We start from the raw sequence: 20166 nt of genomic DNA, 5'->3' as shown, positions 1-20166 counted from the left end.
TAAATTATAGCCTACTTTGGATTATTTTTTTTATTTTTTATTACGGCTAATCCACCAAGAGATGTTTCTCTATAGAGAGGAGGTAAAGCTTGCCCAGTTTCGTTCATTACTTTAACAACTTCATCATAGGACACTTTATGTCTTCCATCTCCTAATAAAACATATGAACAATGATCTATTGCTCTAACAGCTCCCATAGCATTTCTTTCAATACAGGGAATTTGAACTAAACCTAGCATTGGATCACAAGTTAAACCTAAATGATGCTCTAATCCCATCTCTGCCGCATATTCTATTTGATAAATTGATCCACCCATAATTTGAGTTGCTGCAGCACTAGCCATTGCACAAGCAACACCAACTTCACCTTGGCACCCTACTTCTGCACCACTAATTGAAGCATTTTGTTTTGCAATATTTCCAATTAATCCTGCTGTTAAAAGAGCATTTACTATTTTTCTTTCTTTTAAATCATGATTTTTATATAAATAATATAAAACACTTGGAACAATACCACAGCTTCCACAAGTTGGAGCAGTAACAATTTTATTTCCACTAGCATTTTCTTCGCTTACAGCTAATGCATATGAAATTAATTCACTATCAAACTTTAAAGAACCGAAAAGATTTTGACTTTTAGAATAGTACATTGAAGCTTTTCTTTGTAATTTTAAGCCTCCTGGTAATACGCCTTCAGAATCTAGACCTTTTTGAATTGAAGAAATCATCACATTCCAAATTTCTTTGATATATTCAGTAATATTTTCACCTTCAATATATAAAACAAATTCCCATAATTGCATCCCCTCATCTTCACAAAATGCAAGAATTTTATCTAAAGAATCAAATCTTTCATCATACAATTCAATTTTATTAATCTTGTTTTCACCTTCAACTTCTACAGTTCCACCCCCTACACTATAATAGGTTTTACTTCCTAAAAGGTTGTTCTTTTTATCATATGAATAAAAAGTTAAAGCATTAGGATGATATATTTTAAATTCTTCTGGTTTCCAAATAACATTTATTTTTTTATTAATCTTTTGAAAAACACTTTCTATTGCAACATTTGTTAAATGACCTTTACCTGTAGCAGCTAAAGAACCAAACAATTCTACAGAATAATTATCTGCATTAGGATAATCCTTTAAAAACAATTTTGTAGCTAATCTTGGCCCCATTGTATGACTACTAGAAGGGCCATATCCAATTTTATATAATTCACGTATTGATTCCATATTTTTACTTTACACTGATTCTCTAAAAAAGAAAATTATTATTTTACATATTTGTAATTTTAATTACTGATAAATAGCAAAAACAAACAAAGTATTATATAATTTAATCATCGAATAAGGAGATTTTATGAATACCTATTTTAATACTATAACCAAAAACTTGAATAAAAAAATAGAGAGAAGAACTAGAATTGATGAAAACAATCTAGGAAACGAAGCTATATATGATACTAAAAATAACTTACTTGCTAAAAATAGTGAAGATTTAATTAATGACGGTGAATATTTATGCGAATTCATTTCTGGAAAATTAGAACTTGTAATGTGTGGTGGTGGTCATATCGGTAATGCAATATATAAATTAGCACTTATGCTAGATTATAAAATTACAATAATTGAAGATAGATCTGATTTTTGTACACCTGAATTATATCCAAAAGCAAATTTAATTCTAGGTGATTATAGTGAAGAATTAAACAAATTAGACTTATCAAACTGTGCAATAGTCATTGCAACAAGAGGGCATAAACATGATAAAACATGTCTTGAAACAGCACTTAGTAAGAAAAATTATAAATATTTAGGAATGATTGGATCTAAAAGTAAAGTAGCTGCAACAAAAAATGAAATATTAAACGAAATAAAAAATAATAAACTAGACTGTAGTGAAGAAGAATTAAATTCTATTTACTCTCCAATTGGAATAAATATTAATGCTCAAACTCCTCAAGAAATTGCTATATCTATTGTAGCAGAAATTATTAAAGCTACAAAAATGGATAAAAATCAAATAGAATTAGATGTTGAATTATTGAGAAAATTAGCTAAAGAAAATAATCCTTTTGTTGTTGCAAGAATAATTGAAAAACATGGTTCTGCACCTAGAGAACAAGGTTCTTTTTTAGCTGTTTTTAGTAATGGTAAAACTGAAGGCACTATAGGTGGTGGAGCTATTGAATATCAAGTAATAAAAGACTCAAAAGAATTGCTTAATAATAAAAATAAAAATTCCCAACTTTTTTACCATGATTTATCAAATTCTAAGGCAAGTAAATTGGGAATGATTTGTGGTGGTAATGTAAAAGTACTACTTACAAAATTTATTTCATAATTTCTAAGAAGATATTATAATCTACTACAGTTCTTTCATAAAGACCACTGTTTGAATAATACTTTGAAGCTCTTAATGCTTCACACAATTCACTTAATGATTCAAACAGTGGGCTAATACCTAAATTACCAGCCACCCCTTTTAGCGTATGTACATATGTAAAAGGTACTCTTTGATCTTCATCATTAATATGCAATTTTAATGAAATGAAATTGTCATCATCAACAAACATAGTTAGACATTCATAATACAAATCTTTATCATTTAAAAAACGATCTAATGCGCCTTGAATGTCACAACCCCAATTCTTTAATTTAATAAGTTTTTCTTCCATCTTTGTTTCCCCTTTAAGATTTTAAAAACTAACTAAAATAGTTTAAATTGAGAATGAGACTTTTTCAAGTTAAAAATATTGATATTAAACAAAATTTATCTTTTTTATTAAATAAAAAACCAATTTGATATATTATTATTATAACAAATTAGTTTAATAAAAATTTTTTGTTTAAATTGTAATCTACTGTACTAATGATAACACAATTTTCGAAATTTGTTTTAATTGATTAGCTGCAGGAGTATTAACATTTGCTAAAGAAGTTTTACTATTAATTATCTTAGAAACATTATTATCATAATTAATTTCACCTGCTAAATACAAATTTTCATCATTAATATATTTAACAATTATTTCTTTAACTTCATTATTTAAATCTGCCTTATTTATTACTATTGCGGTTTTTGTTTTAAAAACTTGTGCTGTTTTTACAATTCTCTTTAAATCACTTAATCCAGATAAAGAAGGTTCTGTGACTATTAGTGCTAAATCAACACCAGTTAGTGATGCAATAACAGGGCATCCTATACCAGGCGAGCCATCAATTATTGCAATTTTTTCATCTTCAACATTATCATCTAAATTTTTCTTTACCTGAGATACCAATTTCCCACTATTTCCACTTCCCATAGTCAATTGAGCAGTAGAAAATAATTTGTCTGTTTTAAAAACTTGTGTTACACCTACGTAATTATCTACAGGAGATATAGCATTAACAGGACAAACAAATTCACATACACCACAGCCCTCACATGCTAAAGGATTGATTTTAAAAACCCCATCTACTATATCAATAGAATCAAATTTACAACTCTGTTGGCATTTACCACATTTAATACATTCACTTTCATTTATTTTATAAATATCCATTCCTTTATATTGATCTTCATATTTAAGAGAGGAACTATCAAAAGAACTTACTAAGTGTAAATTTGGGGCATCAACATCACAATCAGCTAAAGCTTTAATATTTAACATATCTATTAATGTTGAAGATATGGTAGTTTTTCCTGTACCACCTTTACCTGAAATAACTAATACTTTTTTCATATTAATACCTTCTCTTTAACATTATTTAACAATGAGTTAAAAATATTATTTACTTCTCTAATCTCATTAGTTGCTAATTTACCTTCAGAAGTAATTTCTGCAATTTCTTTTGAAAAAGGAATTTTAGCAAGTATTTCTTTATCAATTGATTTCACATAATCTTCAATTATATGATCTAACTTATCATTACTTTTGTTTATAACAAATCCGTAAGGAATCTTAAATAATTCAACTAGTTCAACTATCATTTTTATATTATGTAATGAAAAAATTGTAGGTTCTGTAACTAATATACAATAATTAGCACCTTTAATTGCTTCCATTGTTGAACATGCACTTCCAGGAGGACAATCTATTATAGAATTATCTCCAACTTCTGTTAAAACTTCATTAATTAATGAAACAGCAGAAGCTTCACCAATTTTCATTTCACCACTAACAACTTTTTTATTATTATTATCAAAAATCGATAATTTACCAACTTCAGATTTAACTAATTTAATTGCATCATGTTTACAAACTAATTCACAACCACCACAACTATGACAAACTTCATTAAATAATATTGGAGCATCTTTAATATAAGCTAATGCTGAAAATTTACAAAAATTAACACAATCTTTACATCCTACACATTTAGAACTATCGAATTTTGGAATTTCTCGATACACCTTTTTTTCGCTAATTAAATTAGCTTCACTAAAAAAAATATGTCCATTAGGTTCTTCAACATCACAATCTAAATATGTAGAATCTTCTATAATATTTGATAAATTAGTAGAAACAAATGTCTTTCCACTACCACCTTTACCACTTAATACTGCTATTCTATTCATTTAATTAACCGTGATGATATCCACTATGTATATCTACTAAAGATTCTAATTTATCATTTAATAATAAATCTATATTTTCTTGAAGACTTTTTTCATATACAGCTGAATATAAAGTAATACCTGCACCTGTTAATACTCTTACAGCATTTTCACCTAAACGGAAACTTATTACTGCTTCAATTTTTTGATCAACTAGAAATTGGGAAGATTTAATTCCTGCTCCACCAGATGCACCCATAGCTCCATTTTCAACAAATTCTACATCTTTAGTTTCTGTATCATAAATTGCAAAAAGAGGAGCTCTTCCAAATGTTTGATTAATTTCACTATTTAAATCTTTTTTAGCCGCTGCTATCGCTACTTTCATTTTCTTTACCTCGTAATAATAATATATTTCTTTTAAAACATACTCTTGAAAACAACATATGTCAATAACATGTTAGTAAAAAATAACATTTTTTTTCGACATAAGTCGCATTGTTTAATTATTTTCAAGCTAGCAATAGATTTATTTTGTTACACTAAAAAAATAGTAATTTAATAAGTTATTTTACTAATTTCTGCAAATTTATTAAGTTACAAAATAATGTGAATAAATGGACATACATGCAAATATATTCTTGAATTATCTCAATTCATATTTTCAAAAAAATCAATAAAAAATAATAAATACTATTTGTTAAAAGTATAATTCCCTTTATATATAAAAAAAGATTTATTGAACATTTAACTAATCAATAAATCTTATATTTTACATTTTCTCGTTTCGAAGCATTTCTATAAAGACTTTCTCCTCAACAGGTCGTGAGAATAAAAATCCTTGACCTACTTCACATCCAATTTCTCTTAAAAAATTTTCTTGCTCTTGAGTTTCTATGCCTTCAGCTACAACAGGAAGTTTTAATAATTTATTCATATCCATAATTGATTTTAATATAATAGCAGCTCTTTCATTTGACTCTAAACCTTGAATAAAGTTTAAATCTATCTTTAATACATCAAAAACTAAATCTTTTAAAACATTTAATGAAGAATAACCGCTACCAAAGTCATCCATATGAACACATAATCCAGATTCTTGACATTTATTAACAATATTTTGAACTTGATCGGGATCATTCATATAAGAAGTTTCAGTAATTTCTATATTAATATATTCAGGAGTAATTCCGTGTTTACTAATTAAATCTAATATTTCAACCCATAATTTATCTCGATAAAAATTATTTCTAGAAACATTTACAGAAACTGGAATTTTTTTCAATCCCATTTTTTGCCATTTTGCTACATACTCACAAGTCTTATCCCAAACATAATAATCTAGTTGATGAATAACACCATTAGCTTCTAAAATCGGAATAAATACTCCAGGGCTTAACATTCCTAATGATGGATGTTGCCATCTAACTAAAGCTTCTGCTCCAACAATACTTTTATCATTTAAAGAATATTTAGGTTGGAAATAAATAAGGATATCACCATTTTCAATTGCTAAATCAATCCCTGAAACTACAGCTTGTTCAATTTTTAACCATTTATCTAACTTATCGTTATAAATAACATAAGAGGTTTTAATATTTTTACTTTGCTTTGCTTTAGTTATTGCATATGCAGCTCTATCGCAGATACTATCGATCGATAAAGTCCTATCATCAATTTTAAAAACTCCAAAAACAGCAGTTAAAGTAATATCAATTGGATAATCTTTTAAAAATTCTTCAATTTTAATTAAATCAAATTTTAAATCTTCTTTATCCTTTTTTACTAAACCAACAAAATCATCATCAGAAAAACGTGAGATTAAGGCATCTTTTCCTAATAACTCAACTAATAATATAGCATATGCTTTTAAAAAAGTATCTCCCTCTTTCTTTCCATAAAGTTCATTTACAAGTTTAAATTTTACAAAATCACCTCTAATTAAATAATAATTTTCATACGGATTATTATTCAATATTTCAGAACTTATTTTTAAGAAAGCTTCTTTTGAAAAAAGACCAGTCAATTTGTCGATTTCATTAGCATAAGCTAATTGTTTAGCAGTCAAATTGAAGTAATTATTATCTTGTGTAACTTTTAATAGTTGATAAGAATGAATTATTTGACTTACTTTATTCAACAACTTTTTTGCATCATATGGTTTTGGCAAAATATCATTTGCCCCTAATTCTAAAGCTCTATATAAGCTTGAAACTTGATCATCGCTAGTTAAAACGATTATTGGGATATCATTAAAAAGAAAATTTTGTTTTGCAGCTTCTAAAAATTCAAATCCATTCATTACTGGCATAGATAAATCTAATAGGATTAATGAAATTTCTTTATATTTTTTTACTGCAATATCCAATCCAACTGATCCATTTTCAGCTTCTATAGTATTATATTTATTATTTAAAATTCCCACCAACATTTTTCTTTGAATGTTGTTATCATCAATAATTAAAATTGTTCTACTATTTGGCATTTATGTCTCCAGTTGATTATTTTTATATTAACAGTATAACACCAAATATAGAATAATCAAGACATTAAGAACACATTATATATAAATTCATATAAAAAACTTCAAAAACATATAACAAAGTAACATTTTGTTATTACGCAGTTGTGACATAAACTCATTTAAAATTTTATTATAATTTTTTATATTATATTTTTTCACATTCAAATTAATAAAGTAGGTAAAACTATTTCACCTAGAACTTTCTTTCCATTTATTAATTCAATTAATTTTAATAAACTTTTTTCATAAATAATACTAATATTAAAATCAATAGATGCTACATCCTCAATTAAAGAAATATATGGAGCTCCATCATATCCAATAATAGGTATATTCAAGTTTAACTTCGAAATTGTTTTTACTAATACAAGATCATTAACAAAGGCAATACCATCACAATTCTCTTTCTTTACTATATCTAAAATATGATTAATCATTTTTTTGATTTCAAGTTTATTTAGAAAATCAAAGTCTAAAATATTAATATTAGGATAAATATTTTTAATTCCCATTAATCTTTGAGTATGAGATAAAACTTGATCTATATAACCACTTATATAAAGAGGATTTTTCACATTTTTATTTAATAGAAATTTACCTTGTAGTTCTCCACCAAATATATTATTTGTAGAAACATGAATCATTTTATTATTAGGTTGAATATGATGTGCTAGAACACAGGGAATGTCTAACTTTTCAAAAAGAAGTTCTTCTTCCTTAGTATCAATATCATAACCTATTACTCCATCTACTCTTCTAGAAATATCTATTAATTCTTTTTTATTTTTTATATTGTAAAAACTAAGTTGATAACTTGTATTTTCAATAGCATTTAACAATCCTTTTTGAGCTTGTGCATAAAACCAATCAAAAAGTTTAAAACTTCCCCAATAATAAGCACGATTACTCTTTTCTACTTTTACAACAGCAATAACGCCTGTACCACTACGTCTTAACTGAGAAGCTGCTTTATTAGGTATGTAATTTAATTTTTTAGAAACATCTAATACTTTTTTTCTTAATTCAGGAGAAACTGCATTTGGGTTATTAAAAACTCTACTAACCGTAGCACTACTTACATTAGCCTCTTTAGCAACTAAATCTCTTGTTATTCCCATTAATTCCTCCAAAAAAATCTTGACATCAGATATAATATATTATAATGTACACGTGTACATATCAATATTATAGGAGCAATTATGGAAAAATTACAAGAGTCTACACATAATAGATATAACCCTCTTACAGGAGAATGGATCAAAGTATCTCCCCATAGAACAAAAAGACCTTGGCAAGGTCAAGTAGAAGATCCACAAATACCAAGTAAAATACAATATGATAAATCATGTTATTTATGCCCTACCAATACAAGAAGTAACAATGAACAAAATCCTGATTATAAAGAAACATTTGTATTTACAAATGATTTTTCAGCTTTATTAGATGATAGTGACAGCACAAGTGAAGAGTTTGGACCTAATAACTTATTAAAATCTAAAGGTGAAAAAGGAATATGCAAAGTAATTTGTTTTTCACCTAGACATGATTTAACAATAGCTAGAATGGAAGTTAAAGACATTGTTAAAATAATTAAAGTTTGGAAAGAACAATATAACGAACTTGCAGAAAAAGATTTTATTAATCATGTTCAAATATTTGAAAACAAAGGTTCTATAATGGGATGTTCAAATCCACATCCACATGGACAGATTTGGGCTGAAGAAGTAATTCCAAATCTACCAAAAATAGAATTAGAAAAACAAGAAGAATATTTTTTAGAAAATAAATCTTCTCTATTATTAGACTATGCTAAATATGAAATAAATGAACAATCTCGTGTTGTATATTCTAATGATGATTTTTTAGTTGTAGTTCCTTTTTGGGCAACATGGCCTTACGAAACTATGATTTTACCAATCAATAAAGAAATTAAATCTCTCAATGATTTATCAGAAATTAATATGGAAAATCTAGCAAAAGCAATAAGCGCACTAACTATAAAATATGACAACTTATTTAAAACAAATTTTCCTTATTCAATGGGAATACACCAAAATCCAACTGATAATATCAAGCATTTAGGTAATATAATGCATTTCCATTTTTTACCACCACTATTAAGATCTGCAACTGTAAAGAAATTTATGGTAGGATATGAATTATTAGCAATGGCTCAAAGAGATATAACAGCTGAAAGTGCAGCTAAACAATTAAGAGAATTAAGCACAACTCATTATTTGAAATTACTATAAAAAGGAGATTATTATGATAAGTATTAATGAAATTAAGGATAAAGCTTTACACTCTATTTATCCAAACCTTTATGGAAAAAATATTGATTTAGATTATTATGATAATAGATTTATTTCTCTTTTAGAAAATCATTTTGAATTATTCAAGAATGAAAAAGCATCAATTTTTTCTACAGCTGGAAGAACTGAACTTGGAGGTAATCATACTGATCATAATTTAGGGAAAGTATTAGCCGCTTCAATTAATCTTGATACAATAGCTGCAGTTAATAAAACTGATGATAATATTGCGACTATAATTAGTGAAGGATTTGATCCTGTAAGTATTAATCTAAATAATTTAGATTATTCTAAAAATGAAGAAAATACGACTCAAGCATTAGTTAGAGGCATAGCTTATTCTTTTAGTAAAAGGAATTTAAAAGTTGGTGGTTTTGTTGCAAATACTACTACAAATGTATTAAAAGGAAGTGGTTTATCATCTTCTGCCGCAATTGAAGTTTTATGTGCAACTATTTTTAATCATCTTTATAATAATGATATTCTTACTCCATTAGAATTAGCTCAAATTGGTCAATTTGCTGAAAATAACTATTATGGTAAACCTAGTGGTTTAATGGATCAGTTAGCTTGTGCAAGTGGTGGTATTATCTCAATAGATTTTAAAGAAAAAGAAACTCCAAAATTAATTAACATACCTTTTAATTTTAACGAAATGGGTTATGACTTAATAATAATAGATACTAAAGGATCTCACGACGATTTAACCCACTGCTATAGCTCTATTCCTTTTGAAATGAAAGAAATAGCTCAATTTTTTAATAAAGAAGTATTAAGAGAGGTATCATTTAGTGATTTCTTGAATAATTTACCATTATTAAAAGCTACAATTAAGAATGATAGAGCTATTTTAAGAGCTTTCCATTATTTTAATGAAAATTTAAGAGTTGAACAAATGTGTAAATCTTTAGAGCAAAAAGATGTAAATACTTATTTTAAATTAGTAAAAGAGTCAGGAAAAAGTTCCTATGAATATTTACAAAATTTATATGATAACACAAATCCTAAAGAACAAAGCCTTGGTGTTGGGTTAGCTTTACTAGATACTTTATTAGGTGACAAAGGTGCTTATAGAGTACACGGTGGTGGTTTTGCTGGAACTATTCAAGCTTATATTCCATTATCAGAAAGTGAACTAATTATAAGTAAAATAAAATGTTTATTTGGTAAGGATTCAGTTACAAAATTACATATAAGGAAAAAAGAAACTATTTGTTTTGCATAATAATCAATAATAAACCATAATTAGTTGTATATGGTTTATTATTGCACTACTTAATATTTATAGTATTAAATTTATAAAAATTAATAACAATTTTATTTTACACCTCTAGTTATATTTGTAACTCTTAAAACTTGTAATATTACTACTAAAAGTGGATTTTTGGTTATTTTTATTATATCTTAATAACAAGTTCGTTATTTATCTACCTATATTACCATTATATTATATAGTATATTCTTTTTTTTTGACTTTACATATTATGTTTGATAATATTTTTTATAGAACAATTATGTTAGGAGTAAAATTGTGGATAATAAACAACTAAATTATAAAAAAGCTCTATTTTTCATTATAGATAAGTCAGGGTTATCTATTGATGATTTTGCAGAAAAAGCAAAAATTTCACCTAGTTTAATAAGACATACAAAAGATGATTGGAATCCAAAATTTGAAACTGTAGATAAAATATGTTCAGTTCTAAATATATCAATAGTAAGTTTTTTTGCAATTGCAGAACATGAATCTGGATATTCAAATTCAATTACTTTGAAATATTCAATTAATAGAAAAGAGATTTCTCAAGAAGAGGTAAATAAAACATTAAAAAATCTAAGAGAAAAAGCACAACTTTCTAAAGCTCAATTAGCTAAAAAATCTGGAATAAATAAAACAAATATTTGTAATAGAGAACATTTAAAAATTAACAATCATATATTATGTTCAACCTTAGAAAAATATGCCAAAAGCTTTGGATTATCCATGAGTAAATTTTGTGAAAAACTGGACGAATATGAATAAATTTAAAATATAAATTATTTTGATTTATTAAAATATTCTATGAAATTATTTATAGTTAAGGGTTTACTATAATAATACCCTTGAACTAATTCACACTTTATAGAAGATATATAATTCAACTGCTCCTCGGTTTCAACTCCTTCTGTAATTACTTGCAAATTTAGCACACTTGCCATATTCACTATTATTTTTGCTATAATACCTGAATCTTTAGTTGGATAATCTTTTATAAAACTCCTATCAATTTTAATTTTATCAATTTTTAAATTTCTTAGATAACTTAATGAAGAAAAACCAGTACCAAAATCATCAATAGCTATACTAATACCCAATTGTTTAAATTCATCAAGTTTTTCATTAATTTTTTTAAAATCTGATAAAATAATACTTTCAGTAATCTCAATTTCAAACTTAGATAAATCAACATTATATTTATTTGCTAATTCAATAATTTTCGTTGTTAAATTTTTATCACTGAATTGTAGTGGTGAAATATTAATACTAATTTTAAAAGAAGGTGGTAAAATATCTTTAATATATTTATAATCACTAAATACTTTTTCAATTACCCAATATCCTAAATCAATTATAAAACCAGATTTCTCTGCAATGGGTATAAAAAAGAAAGGAGAAACTACACCTAAGGTTGGATTATTCCACCTTAACAAAGCTTCAATACCAACTACTTTATTTCCACTAATTTTAACTTGTGGTTGATACTTCATATTTAATTCTTCATTATCTATAGATTTTCTTAACAAAACACTCATTAAACTCTTTTCTTCAATTTTTTCCTTTATTTCTCTATTGAAAAAACAATAATAATCATTTTTTTCAATTGCTTCTGTTAATGCCATGTTAGCACTTTGTAATAATCCTTTTGCTGACAAATTATCTTTTGGATAAATTGAAACACCACCTCTTATATCAATAATAATAGGATTATCGATATTAATTGTTTTTTTATTATTATATTCAAAAAAGTTTTGTATATATTTTTTAATTTGATTTAAATTATTGAATGAAGATAAACCAATTACAAATGAATCTTTAGAAATTTGAGCAAATATATCATCTTTTCTTAAATAAATTCTAAGCTCATTCAAGTATTGATTTAAAATTTCATTTTTATTTTTTTCGCTTGTATTTATAAATATTTGATTATAATTAATAATAGAAAAGCAAAAAAGACCAAAAACGTTTATTTTTGTTTCTAATATGTTATTAACCAACTTAATTAACAATCTTTCATTAGGTAGTTTTGTTAATTTATCAAAATTATCAACTAAATCATAATTATGAACTTGTTCTTCAATTCTTTCTATATCTGAATATATTGCAATATATTTATCCGCTGTATTAGAATATTTTTTTTGAGTTTCATAAATTTTTAATAATTTTGGGAATAATAAACCATCTTTTTTCTTATTCCATATCTCTCCTTCCCAATAATCTAAAGTAGATAAAGAATTAATTATATTACTATAAAATTCTTTTGGATGCATTCCTGATTTAAATGAATTAATTTTTTTACCTATTAATTCATGTTCTTCAAATCCCATCATATTCTTATATGCTTTATTCACATATATTATGTTAAAATTATTATCTGTAATTACTATACTATCATTTGTTACATCAGATATTTTAGAAATTAGAGAAATCTGTTCTTTATCCTTATTTCTTAAATAAAAGATTATCACTAAAGCGACTATAAAAATTTGAACTAATAAAATAAATATTAATTGATTTTTATTCATATTGAATATGAATGATTCTTTTACAATAGGAATATCATCAATTATAAATGAAGAAACTAAATACCAATGATCAATTGTATCTACTTCAATATCTTTAAATTTATCTAATTGTACAATTGAAAATATTTTATCTTCTTCTTCATAATATTTTATACCACTCTCTTTATTTATATTGAACAATAGTGAATCTTTATTTAAGTTATAATCTTTATCATCAAACATAAAAGAAAAACTTTTTTCTATATCTTTATTATATAAATAATATCCTTCTTCATTTACTAAAGACATTGAAACAAAATCATGTGAAAGTTTATTTATTTGTTCATCACATAAATCTAAAATAACTTGAGCTTTATAGTTGATTATTAAAATACCATTAAATTCATTATTTTCATTATATATAGGTGAAACTACTCTTATTATCGGAAGGTACGGTTCTACAACTTTATTGTTTTCTATATTTAAATCTAATTTTGAAAAATAAATATTATCTTTTTCTAGTTTTTTCGCTTCTTGAAAATAATAGCGATCCCCTTTATATTGCAAAGATTGTGAATCAACAATATCAACTCCTGAAACAGTATTATTTACTCTTAAGGCTTCATATCCATTCTTATCAATATATCTTATTTGATCAAATTCATTTTTATTTAAAGCAATTCTATAAAATAATTGATTAGCTTTTTCGATATTTTCAACATTTGGATTATCAAGAAAATCATTAAATTCTTGTGCTTTTTTTACAACCAACAAATCAACAACTACATTTTTTTTGATATAGCTTACTATCGAGCTAATGGTATTAGCTCTCTCTTCAGTTTCTTCAACTATCAAATTAATAGTATTTTCTTTTTGTATTTTAAAAGTGTAATTATATAAAGATATAGAAATCAAAGAAAATGGAATAATAAATAATAATGATATCTTTATAATTCTAATTAAATCTTTTTTGTGTAAAACACCTTTATTTGTAATAATCATCAATTAAACTCCACTTATTTATTTATATAATAAATCATGTGGTGGAAAAATAAAAGTTTTTATTAACAATTGAATAATTTATTTTCATTTTTTGTTTTTCTAAAAAGAATTATGTTGAGAAATAAAAAAGCACCAAAGGTGCTTTTTGTATTTTATAAAAATAAGTCTTTATAATTTGTTGAAACGCTTTTATATTTCTCTTCTTTTGAAAGTAAATCCTTTAAATTAGTAGGAATAGGAATTTCTTTATTAATTAAAGGTTCTACTATTGTTTCAAATTTAGCAGGATGAGCTGTAGAAACTAAAATTGAAGGTTGATTTTTATAATGAGTTTCATATACTTTTTTAGCACAAGCTGTATGAGGACACATAATATAGGATGTTTCATCATATGTACTTTTAATAGTTTGTTCAATTTCTTTATCACTTACACTATATGATCTAACAAATTGTCTAAATATATCAACATCACCATATAAATCTAACAATCTCTCCATATTACTAGGAGAACCAACATCCATCGCATTTGCCAATGTTTTAACGCTAGCTCTTGGAGTATATACTCCACTTTCTAAATAATCAGGAATTGTTTTATTAGCATTAACAGCTAAAACTATAGATTCTATTGGAACACCAGTACTAAAAGCCCAATATGCGGCACAACTATTTCCTACATTGCCACTTGGTATAATAATATTAGGATTTACACCATACATAGTTCTAAATAAATGACTAGCATAAACATAATAAACACTTTGAGGTAATAATCTTCCTAAATTAATAGAATTAGCACTTGTTAAACCATATTTTTCACTTAATTCTTTATCCATAAATGCATCTTTAACCATTTTTTGACAATCATCAAAAGATCCATCTACTTCATATGCTTCAATATTTTCACCTAAAACTGTTAATTGTTTTTTTTGTCTATCACTAACTCTATCTTTTGGGAATAAAACTTTAACTTTAATTCCTTCTTTCTTGTAAAATGCTGATGCAACAGCACCACCTGTATCACCACTTGTAGCTACAAGTATTGTTAATTCTTTTTGAGTTTTTTTAATAATTTTTTCTAAGGAAGAAGCTAAAAATCTTGCACCAAAATCTTTAAATGCAGCTGTAGGCCCATGAAAAAGTTCTAATACACTTAATTTATCACCTAATTGAATTAATGGCACATTAAAGTTAAAAGAATCCATACATATTTCTGCTAAATCATTAATTTTAATTAATTTATCATCTTCAAAATATGGAGCTAACACTTCAAAAGCCATTTCTGGATAAGATGAAATACCACTAACATTCATTTTTACTAATGAAGGAAACTTTTCAGGAACATAAAGTCCTCCATCATCAGCCAAACCTTTTAAAATTGCTTCTCCAGCTGTTACTTTTTTAGATAATCTTCTTGTTGAAACAAAATCCATTTTTCTCTTCTCCTTATACTCTTGCACCCAAATATGCTGCTAATCTTAATATATCTGAAAATACTCCTGCAGCAGTAACTTCACGTCCTGCACCTGGTCCTTTAATTACTAAAGGTTGAGTAGAATATCTTTCAGTTGTAAAACATATAACATTATCAGTTCCACTAGCTTGTGAGAAAGGATGAGTCATAGGATAACCTTGTAGTTTAACACTACATTTACCCTTTTCATCAACACTTCCAACATAACATAGTCTTTTATTTTCTTTTTTAGCTTGTTCAAATTTATCAAAAATTGGTTTATCTAATTGTTCTAATTTATCCATAAACTCTGAAACTGGAAGTTGAGCTAAATCTTGAGGAACAAGACTTTCAATAGGCATATCACCTACTTCGACATCATAACCTAATTCCCTAGCTAAAATAACAGTTTTTCTTGCAACATCCATTCCTGATAAATCATCACGAGGGTCAGGTTCTGTATATCCCATTTCTTTAGCATCTTTTACTAATTTGCTAAAAGCTGTACTTCCGTCATAATTATTAAATAACCATGCTAATGTACCTGAGACAATACCTTCTATTGATTTTACTTTATCTCCTGTTTGAACTAAATCTTTTACAGTTTTAATAACAGGAAGGCCAGCACCTACTGTTGTTTCATAATAAAATCTTCTACCAGTTGTTAAACAAGTATCAAATAGCTCTTTATAATATTCTAAATTTGCAGTTCCTGCTTTTTTATTTGGAGTTACTATATGCATACCATTATGCATCCACTCTATATATTTAGAAGCAAGCTCACTTGATGAAGAACAATCCACTATTGCTCTATGTGGAAAATATGTTGCACCTACATGTTTAGCAAACTCATTCATGTCCAAGTCAATACTATTATTTTTAAAATGTTCTCTCCATGAAGATAAATCTATACCATCTTCATTAATTAACATTTTTTTGCTACTTGCAATACCTCTTATTCTTAAATCAATACCAAATTTTTCATATAAGAAATCTGATTCTTTAGCAATTTGATCTAATAAAGTACCCCCAATATTACCTGGACCTATTAACCCAATTGATAAAGCTTGTTTTGATAAAAAGAATGCTGCATGTAATGCTCTAAGTGCTCTTTTACTATCACTTGATTCAATTACAGCACTAATATTTCTTTCACTAGCACCTTGAGCTATTGCTTTAACATTAACATTAGCTTTTCCTAAAGAACTAAAGAATTTTCCAGCTACGCCTTTTTTCCCAGCCATATTATTTCCAACTGCAGCAATTACAGCTAAATTGGTAACACAATCAATAGAGTTTATAATATCTTCTCTTAATTCTTCGTTAAAATTAATACTAATAGCTTCAATTGCACTATCAGCTTGATTCTCTAAAACAGCTAAAGAAATTGAATATTCAGATGAGGCTTGAGAATATAAGATTACAGAAACACCGGCACTTTTTAAAGCATCAAATACTTTAGATGAAAAACCAATCCTTCCACTTAAACCAGCGCCTTCAATGTTAATTAAAGCAACATTATGTACAATGGAAAACCCTTTGACACTTTGACCATTTTTAGACTTTTCTTCATTATTAATTAATGTACCTTCGTCTTCAAAGTTTTTCCAACATCTTAATCTTACATTTATACCTTTAGAAATTGCATATACTATTGCCTTTGAATTAATTAACGAAGATCCAAAAAATGATAATTCAGTTGCTTCACTATAACAAAGATTTCGAATTACAGTAGCACTAGGTACTTCACTTTCATTTGCTGTTGTTAATAGAGATTTAGAATTCCAAAATACTAAATTTTTTGTTTCAAACTTAACGGCCATCTTTGATGCAAATATTTCTGCATTAAAGCTTTCTTTTATCTTATGTATAGATGATGTAACTATAATAAAATCATCTAAATCAGTTGATTTCATTACTTCTATTTCTTTCGAAGTACATGATGTAATTATATCATTAGCTTCTTTTATAAATATTTTTACTATATTACTTAACCAATTACCAACAATATAATCAAAATATCCTAAAGTACCATAGGAAATATCTCCTACTAACCATACACTTTTTAAGATATCTTCAATATTGGTAAAATCTTTTTTCAATAAATCAGATAGATATGCTCTATGTTCTAAACCAACTAAATTATAAATTACTTTATTTAAATTAGTTTCTTTTTCTTCTAATTTAACCCACAGTAATTCATCTTTATTTTTTGCTAGTTCTAATAATTCTTTTGCACCTATTATATTTTCTCTATCACTCGATACAACTAAAATTAATTTATCACCAGTATTATTATTTCTTAGTTTAAGTAATTTTTCTTTTCCGTCTTTATTTAATAACATAGATGCTTCTAAAGCATGTATATTTATATTCTTCAATCTTAACCCCCGTTTAAAATATTGAACATTCTAGTGAACAAAATCCCTAATATGAGAAAAAGAGCCCACAAGGGCTCTTTCACATACAGGTTTGCATTCAAGAAACAAATTATAGTTTATCTACTGCACCACTACGTAGGCAACGTGTACAAACTTTTACAGTACGTGGAGTACCGTTTACTGTAGTTTTAACAGTAACTAGATTTGGGCGGAAGACACGTTTGGATTTTACACCAATATGTTGACCTACACCACCCTTCTTTTTTGCTTGACCTTTTCTGGTAACATTGTTGCCTGCAACTGTTCCCTTTCCGCAAATTTCACATCTACGAGCCATACTATATCCACCTTATAAAAAATATTGATTTATTAAAACGTTGTTGCTATCCAAAATAAACTTGCCCAAGTCTTTACTTGTGAGCATTCTGCAAGGTCTTATGGAAAGCGCAGTTCAACTCTATGCAAATTAACAAATATTGAAGATTGTGTAAATACCTTTTTGATTACTTATTAAAAAAGAATTAACTTTTATTCAAATTTGTTGCATAAAATCAAAACAACATGAGTGTATTGTATTAAATTAAAACCAATTATTCTATACCTATTTTAGATAATTTTAAATTTATTTATTTTTTTTCTTTAAAATACTAGTCTTATAATTTAAATTTAGATAATATAATTAAATATGAAGAGTAATTATATAACAATCGATATTCTTGATAGTGATTTAAAGTATATAAAGAATTTAAAGAAAAGTTTATATAAAATATCTAACGACCCATCTTTTAATATTTTTCCTTGTTTAACAATAATTGGAAAAACAAGATTAAATTCATTCAAAAATACTAATATTAATATTATAAAACCCTATATAGAATTTGAAAAACAAATCTCAAATAATAATAATTGCACCTTTATTAATTCTATTAATAATGAATTTATTAATGAATTAATAACTAGTTTAAAATTAGAAAGAATAGAAAATCATAAATCTAAATATTTCTCTTTATCATCTGAAAAAATGCATTTTCCAATTATCCTTCTAGGGAATAATACTAATTTTAATAAAGACATAAAGAAAATCATAATTAAAGATATTAGATTAAATATTATCGAAATTGAAGAAAATAATAATTTTATTTCTTATAAAAACTTATCTTCTATACATCTCTCGATGGACAAATATTCTTCAAAAAACATTGCTCACAATTAGGTTTTCTAGCAAAACAATATCTACGGCCATGAAGATTAACAGTCATAGAAAACCTGTATAGATATTTATCTTCTAAAAGAGATCTTACTTTCATTTCTATTTTAGTTGGATCTTTTTCTTCAACTATCTCTAATCTGTTTAATACTCTTTTAACATGAGTATCTACTATTACAGCACCTTTATTATAAATATCACCAATTACACAATTCGCTGTTTTTCTACCAACTCCAGGAAGTTTAACTAATTCATTTATTTCACTAGGTATCGGCTTTCCTACTAAAGATTTAGAACAATTAATTATATTCTTACTTTTTGCTTTATAAAAACCAGTTGGTTTTATTATTTCTTCAACCTCTAAAATATCTGCTTTAGATAAAGATTCAGCATCAGGATATTTAATAAATAGATCTTTAGTTACTATATTTACAATTCTATCGGTTGTTTGAGCCGATAAAATTACTGATATTAAAAATTGAAAAGGATCTTTATTATCTAAAAAAACAATTTTTTCTTCGCTATTTTTATCAAGTAAATGATAAATCTCTAATATATATTCTTTTTCATTCATATAAAAAAATTACACTATATGCAAAAAAAAACCAAGAATAAAATTCTTAGCTTTTAATATAATATCTATTGAAGAGTGTTAATTTATTAACGTTTTTATATCATTATAACTTGGAAGAGAATTAATTACACCTTTTTTACTCGCTACAAGAGAAGCACCTGCATTTGCAAAAATTAATGTATCTTTTAATTTTTCCTTATCCAAATTATTAAGTCCATATTCTAAAATTTTATGCATTGAACAACCCATAAAGCTATCGCCAGCTCCAGTTGTATCTACACATTTAACTTCTAAGAAAGTTGGAGCTGATACACATATATCTTTATAATAAGCTTTAGAGCCATCTCTTCCTAATGTTAAAAAGATTAAGTCAATATCATATGCATCTCTAAATATTCTAATAGCTTTT

At 26.0% G+C, this 20166-nt stretch carries 18 protein-coding genes; 5 read left to right on the top strand and 13 right to left on the bottom strand.

What is annotated here, in order from left to right; translation table 11 throughout:
* Nucleotides 1–11: 11 nt before the first annotated feature.
* Nucleotides 12–1238 (bottom strand): L-serine ammonia-lyase, encoded by a 1227-nt coding sequence (locus tag ACPKM0_RS05815; RefSeq protein WP_472474191.1) that lies wholly within the window; start codon nucleotides 1236–1238, stop codon nucleotides 12–14.
* A gap of 127 nt (nucleotides 1239–1365) precedes the next feature.
* Here ACPKM0_RS05815 and ACPKM0_RS05810 point away from each other — a divergent pair, with 127 nt between their 5' ends.
* A complete protein-coding gene (locus ACPKM0_RS05810; protein ID WP_472474189.1) occupies nucleotides 1366–2349 on the top strand; it encodes an XdhC family protein in 984 nt (327 codons plus the stop codon).
* On the opposite strand, the gene ACPKM0_RS05805 is transcribed toward ACPKM0_RS05810, so the two are convergent.
* The 6 genes from ACPKM0_RS05805 to ACPKM0_RS05780 all read right to left on the bottom strand — a co-directional run bounded on the left by ACPKM0_RS05805 (nucleotide 2339) and on the right by ACPKM0_RS05780 (nucleotide 8190).
* Complete coding sequence (locus ACPKM0_RS05805; protein ID WP_472474187.1) at nucleotides 2339–2683, bottom strand: Hpt domain-containing protein; 345 nt, start codon at nucleotides 2681–2683, stop codon at nucleotides 2339–2341. The genes ACPKM0_RS05810 and ACPKM0_RS05805 overlap by 11 nt on opposite strands.
* A 183-nt stretch (nucleotides 2684–2866) precedes the next feature.
* Entirely contained in the window at nucleotides 2867–3733 is an 867-nt protein-coding gene (locus ACPKM0_RS05800) for a nucleotide-binding protein (protein WP_472474186.1), read from the bottom strand.
* Nucleotides 3730–4569, bottom strand: a complete 840-nt coding sequence (locus ACPKM0_RS05795; RefSeq protein ID WP_472474184.1) for a nucleotide-binding protein — start codon at nucleotides 4567–4569, stop codon at nucleotides 3730–3732. Before ACPKM0_RS05795 ends, ACPKM0_RS05800 begins: the two co-directional genes overlap by 4 nt.
* A 4-nt stretch (nucleotides 4570–4573) precedes the next feature.
* The gene (locus ACPKM0_RS05790) at nucleotides 4574–4936 is read right to left on the bottom strand and encodes a NifB/NifX family molybdenum-iron cluster-binding protein (RefSeq protein WP_472474182.1); all 363 of its coding nucleotides are present in this window, start codon (nucleotides 4934–4936) and stop codon (nucleotides 4574–4576) included.
* A 384-nt stretch (nucleotides 4937–5320) separates the two neighbouring features.
* Entirely contained in the window at nucleotides 5321–7033 is a 1713-nt protein-coding gene (locus ACPKM0_RS05785; RefSeq protein WP_472474180.1) for a two-component system response regulator, read from the bottom strand.
* A gap of 200 nt (nucleotides 7034–7233) precedes the next feature.
* Nucleotides 7234–8190, bottom strand: a complete 957-nt coding sequence (locus ACPKM0_RS05780; RefSeq protein WP_472474178.1) for a LacI family DNA-binding transcriptional regulator — start codon at nucleotides 8188–8190, stop codon at nucleotides 7234–7236.
* A gap of 81 nt (nucleotides 8191–8271) precedes the next feature.
* Between ACPKM0_RS05780 and ACPKM0_RS05775 the strand changes: the two genes are divergently transcribed.
* The 3 genes from ACPKM0_RS05775 (at nucleotide 8272) to ACPKM0_RS05765 (ending at nucleotide 11407) form a co-directional block, all read left to right on the top strand.
* Nucleotides 8272–9324: a UDP-glucose--hexose-1-phosphate uridylyltransferase gene (locus ACPKM0_RS05775; protein WP_472474176.1), complete on the top strand. Its 1053-nt coding sequence runs from the start codon at nucleotides 8272–8274 to the stop codon at nucleotides 9322–9324.
* Nucleotides 9325–9337: 13 nt separating this feature from the next.
* Complete coding sequence (locus tag ACPKM0_RS05770; RefSeq protein WP_472474174.1) at nucleotides 9338–10609, top strand: galactokinase; 1272 nt, start codon at nucleotides 9338–9340, stop codon at nucleotides 10607–10609.
* A gap of 306 nt (nucleotides 10610–10915) precedes the next feature.
* Complete coding sequence (locus ACPKM0_RS05765; RefSeq protein ID WP_472474172.1) at nucleotides 10916–11407, top strand: helix-turn-helix domain-containing protein; 492 nt, start codon at nucleotides 10916–10918, stop codon at nucleotides 11405–11407.
* A 14-nt stretch (nucleotides 11408–11421) separates the two neighbouring features.
* Here the strand turns inward: ACPKM0_RS05765 and ACPKM0_RS05760 are convergent, their stop codons facing one another.
* The 4 genes from ACPKM0_RS05760 to rpmB all read right to left on the bottom strand — a co-directional run bounded on the left by ACPKM0_RS05760 (nucleotide 11422) and on the right by rpmB (nucleotide 18313).
* On the bottom strand, nucleotides 11422–14148 hold the full coding sequence (locus tag ACPKM0_RS05760) for an EAL domain-containing protein (protein ID WP_472474171.1): 2727 nt from the start codon (nucleotides 14146–14148) through the stop codon (nucleotides 11422–11424).
* A gap of 152 nt (nucleotides 14149–14300) precedes the next feature.
* Nucleotides 14301–15575 carry a threonine synthase gene (gene thrC / locus ACPKM0_RS05755; RefSeq protein WP_472474169.1) on the bottom strand — a complete coding sequence of 425 codons (1275 nt, stop codon included), beginning with the start codon at nucleotides 15573–15575 and terminating at the stop codon, nucleotides 14301–14303.
* Between the two features lie 13 nt (nucleotides 15576–15588).
* On the bottom strand, nucleotides 15589–17976 hold the full coding sequence (gene thrA / locus ACPKM0_RS05750; RefSeq protein WP_472474168.1) for a bifunctional aspartate kinase/homoserine dehydrogenase I: 2388 nt from the start codon (nucleotides 17974–17976) through the stop codon (nucleotides 15589–15591).
* Nucleotides 17977–18085: 109 nt separating this feature from the next.
* Entirely contained in the window at nucleotides 18086–18313 is a 228-nt protein-coding gene (gene rpmB, locus ACPKM0_RS05745; protein ID WP_464627183.1) for a 50S ribosomal protein L28, read from the bottom strand.
* A 348-nt stretch (nucleotides 18314–18661) separates the two neighbouring features.
* Here rpmB and ACPKM0_RS05740 point away from each other — a divergent pair, with 348 nt between their 5' ends.
* Nucleotides 18662–19189, top strand: a complete 528-nt coding sequence (locus ACPKM0_RS05740; RefSeq protein WP_472474166.1) for a hypothetical protein — start codon at nucleotides 18662–18664, stop codon at nucleotides 19187–19189.
* Here ACPKM0_RS05740 and ACPKM0_RS05735 read toward each other — a convergent pair.
* Nucleotides 19137–19757 carry an endonuclease III domain-containing protein gene (locus tag ACPKM0_RS05735; protein WP_472474164.1) on the bottom strand — a complete coding sequence of 207 codons (621 nt, stop codon included), beginning with the start codon at nucleotides 19755–19757 and terminating at the stop codon, nucleotides 19137–19139. The genes ACPKM0_RS05740 and ACPKM0_RS05735 overlap by 53 nt on opposite strands.
* A 78-nt stretch (nucleotides 19758–19835) precedes the next feature.
* On the bottom strand, nucleotides 19836–20166 hold a 331-nt coding region (locus ACPKM0_RS05730), incomplete at its 5' end, for a PfkB family carbohydrate kinase (protein WP_472474162.1).

Origin of the sequence: Pleomorphochaeta sp., assembly GCF_050031695.1 — a bacterium.
Lineage (GTDB): Bacteria > Spirochaetota > Spirochaetia > Sphaerochaetales > Sphaerochaetaceae > Pleomorphochaeta.
This window is presented reverse-complemented; position numbering and strand designations above follow the sequence as displayed.

What these genes read in the sequence shown, in the direction of transcription:
- ACPKM0_RS05790 (WP_472474182.1), bottom strand. Translation starts at nt 4,936, where the DNA reads ATGAAAGTAGCGATAGCAGCGGCTAAAAAAGATTTAAATAGTGAAATT.
- ACPKM0_RS05775 (WP_472474176.1), top strand. Translation starts at nt 8,272, where the DNA reads ATGGAAAAATTACAAGAGTCTACACATAATAGATATAACCCTCTTACA.
- thrC (WP_472474169.1), bottom strand. Translation starts at nt 15,575, where the DNA reads ATGGATTTTGTTTCAACAAGAAGATTATCTAAAAAAGTAACAGCTGGA.
- ACPKM0_RS05780 (WP_472474178.1), bottom strand. Translation starts at nt 8,190, where the DNA reads ATGGGAATAACAAGAGATTTAGTTGCTAAAGAGGCTAATGTAAGTAGT.
- ACPKM0_RS05815 (WP_472474191.1), bottom strand. Translation starts at nt 1,238, where the DNA reads ATGGAATCAATACGTGAATTATATAAAATTGGATATGGCCCTTCTAGT.
- ACPKM0_RS05740 (WP_472474166.1), top strand. Translation starts at nt 18,662, where the DNA reads ATGAAGAGTAATTATATAACAATCGATATTCTTGATAGTGATTTAAAG.
- ACPKM0_RS05795 (WP_472474184.1), bottom strand. Translation starts at nt 4,569, where the DNA reads ATGAATAGAATAGCAGTATTAAGTGGTAAAGGTGGTAGTGGAAAGACA.
- ACPKM0_RS05805 (WP_472474187.1), bottom strand. Translation starts at nt 2,683, where the DNA reads ATGGAAGAAAAACTTATTAAATTAAAGAATTGGGGTTGTGACATTCAA.
- ACPKM0_RS05800 (WP_472474186.1), bottom strand. Translation starts at nt 3,733, where the DNA reads ATGAAAAAAGTATTAGTTATTTCAGGTAAAGGTGGTACAGGAAAAACT.
- ACPKM0_RS05770 (WP_472474174.1), top strand. Translation starts at nt 9,338, where the DNA reads ATGATAAGTATTAATGAAATTAAGGATAAAGCTTTACACTCTATTTAT.
- ACPKM0_RS05810 (WP_472474189.1), top strand. Translation starts at nt 1,366, where the DNA reads ATGAATACCTATTTTAATACTATAACCAAAAACTTGAATAAAAAAATA.
- ACPKM0_RS05760 (WP_472474171.1), bottom strand. Translation starts at nt 14,148, where the DNA reads ATGATTATTACAAATAAAGGTGTTTTACACAAAAAAGATTTAATTAGA.
- ACPKM0_RS05785 (WP_472474180.1), bottom strand. Translation starts at nt 7,033, where the DNA reads ATGCCAAATAGTAGAACAATTTTAATTATTGATGATAACAACATTCAA.
- ACPKM0_RS05735 (WP_472474164.1), bottom strand. Translation starts at nt 19,757, where the DNA reads ATGAATGAAAAAGAATATATATTAGAGATTTATCATTTACTTGATAAA.
- rpmB (WP_464627183.1), bottom strand. Translation starts at nt 18,313, where the DNA reads ATGGCTCGTAGATGTGAAATTTGCGGAAAGGGAACAGTTGCAGGCAAC.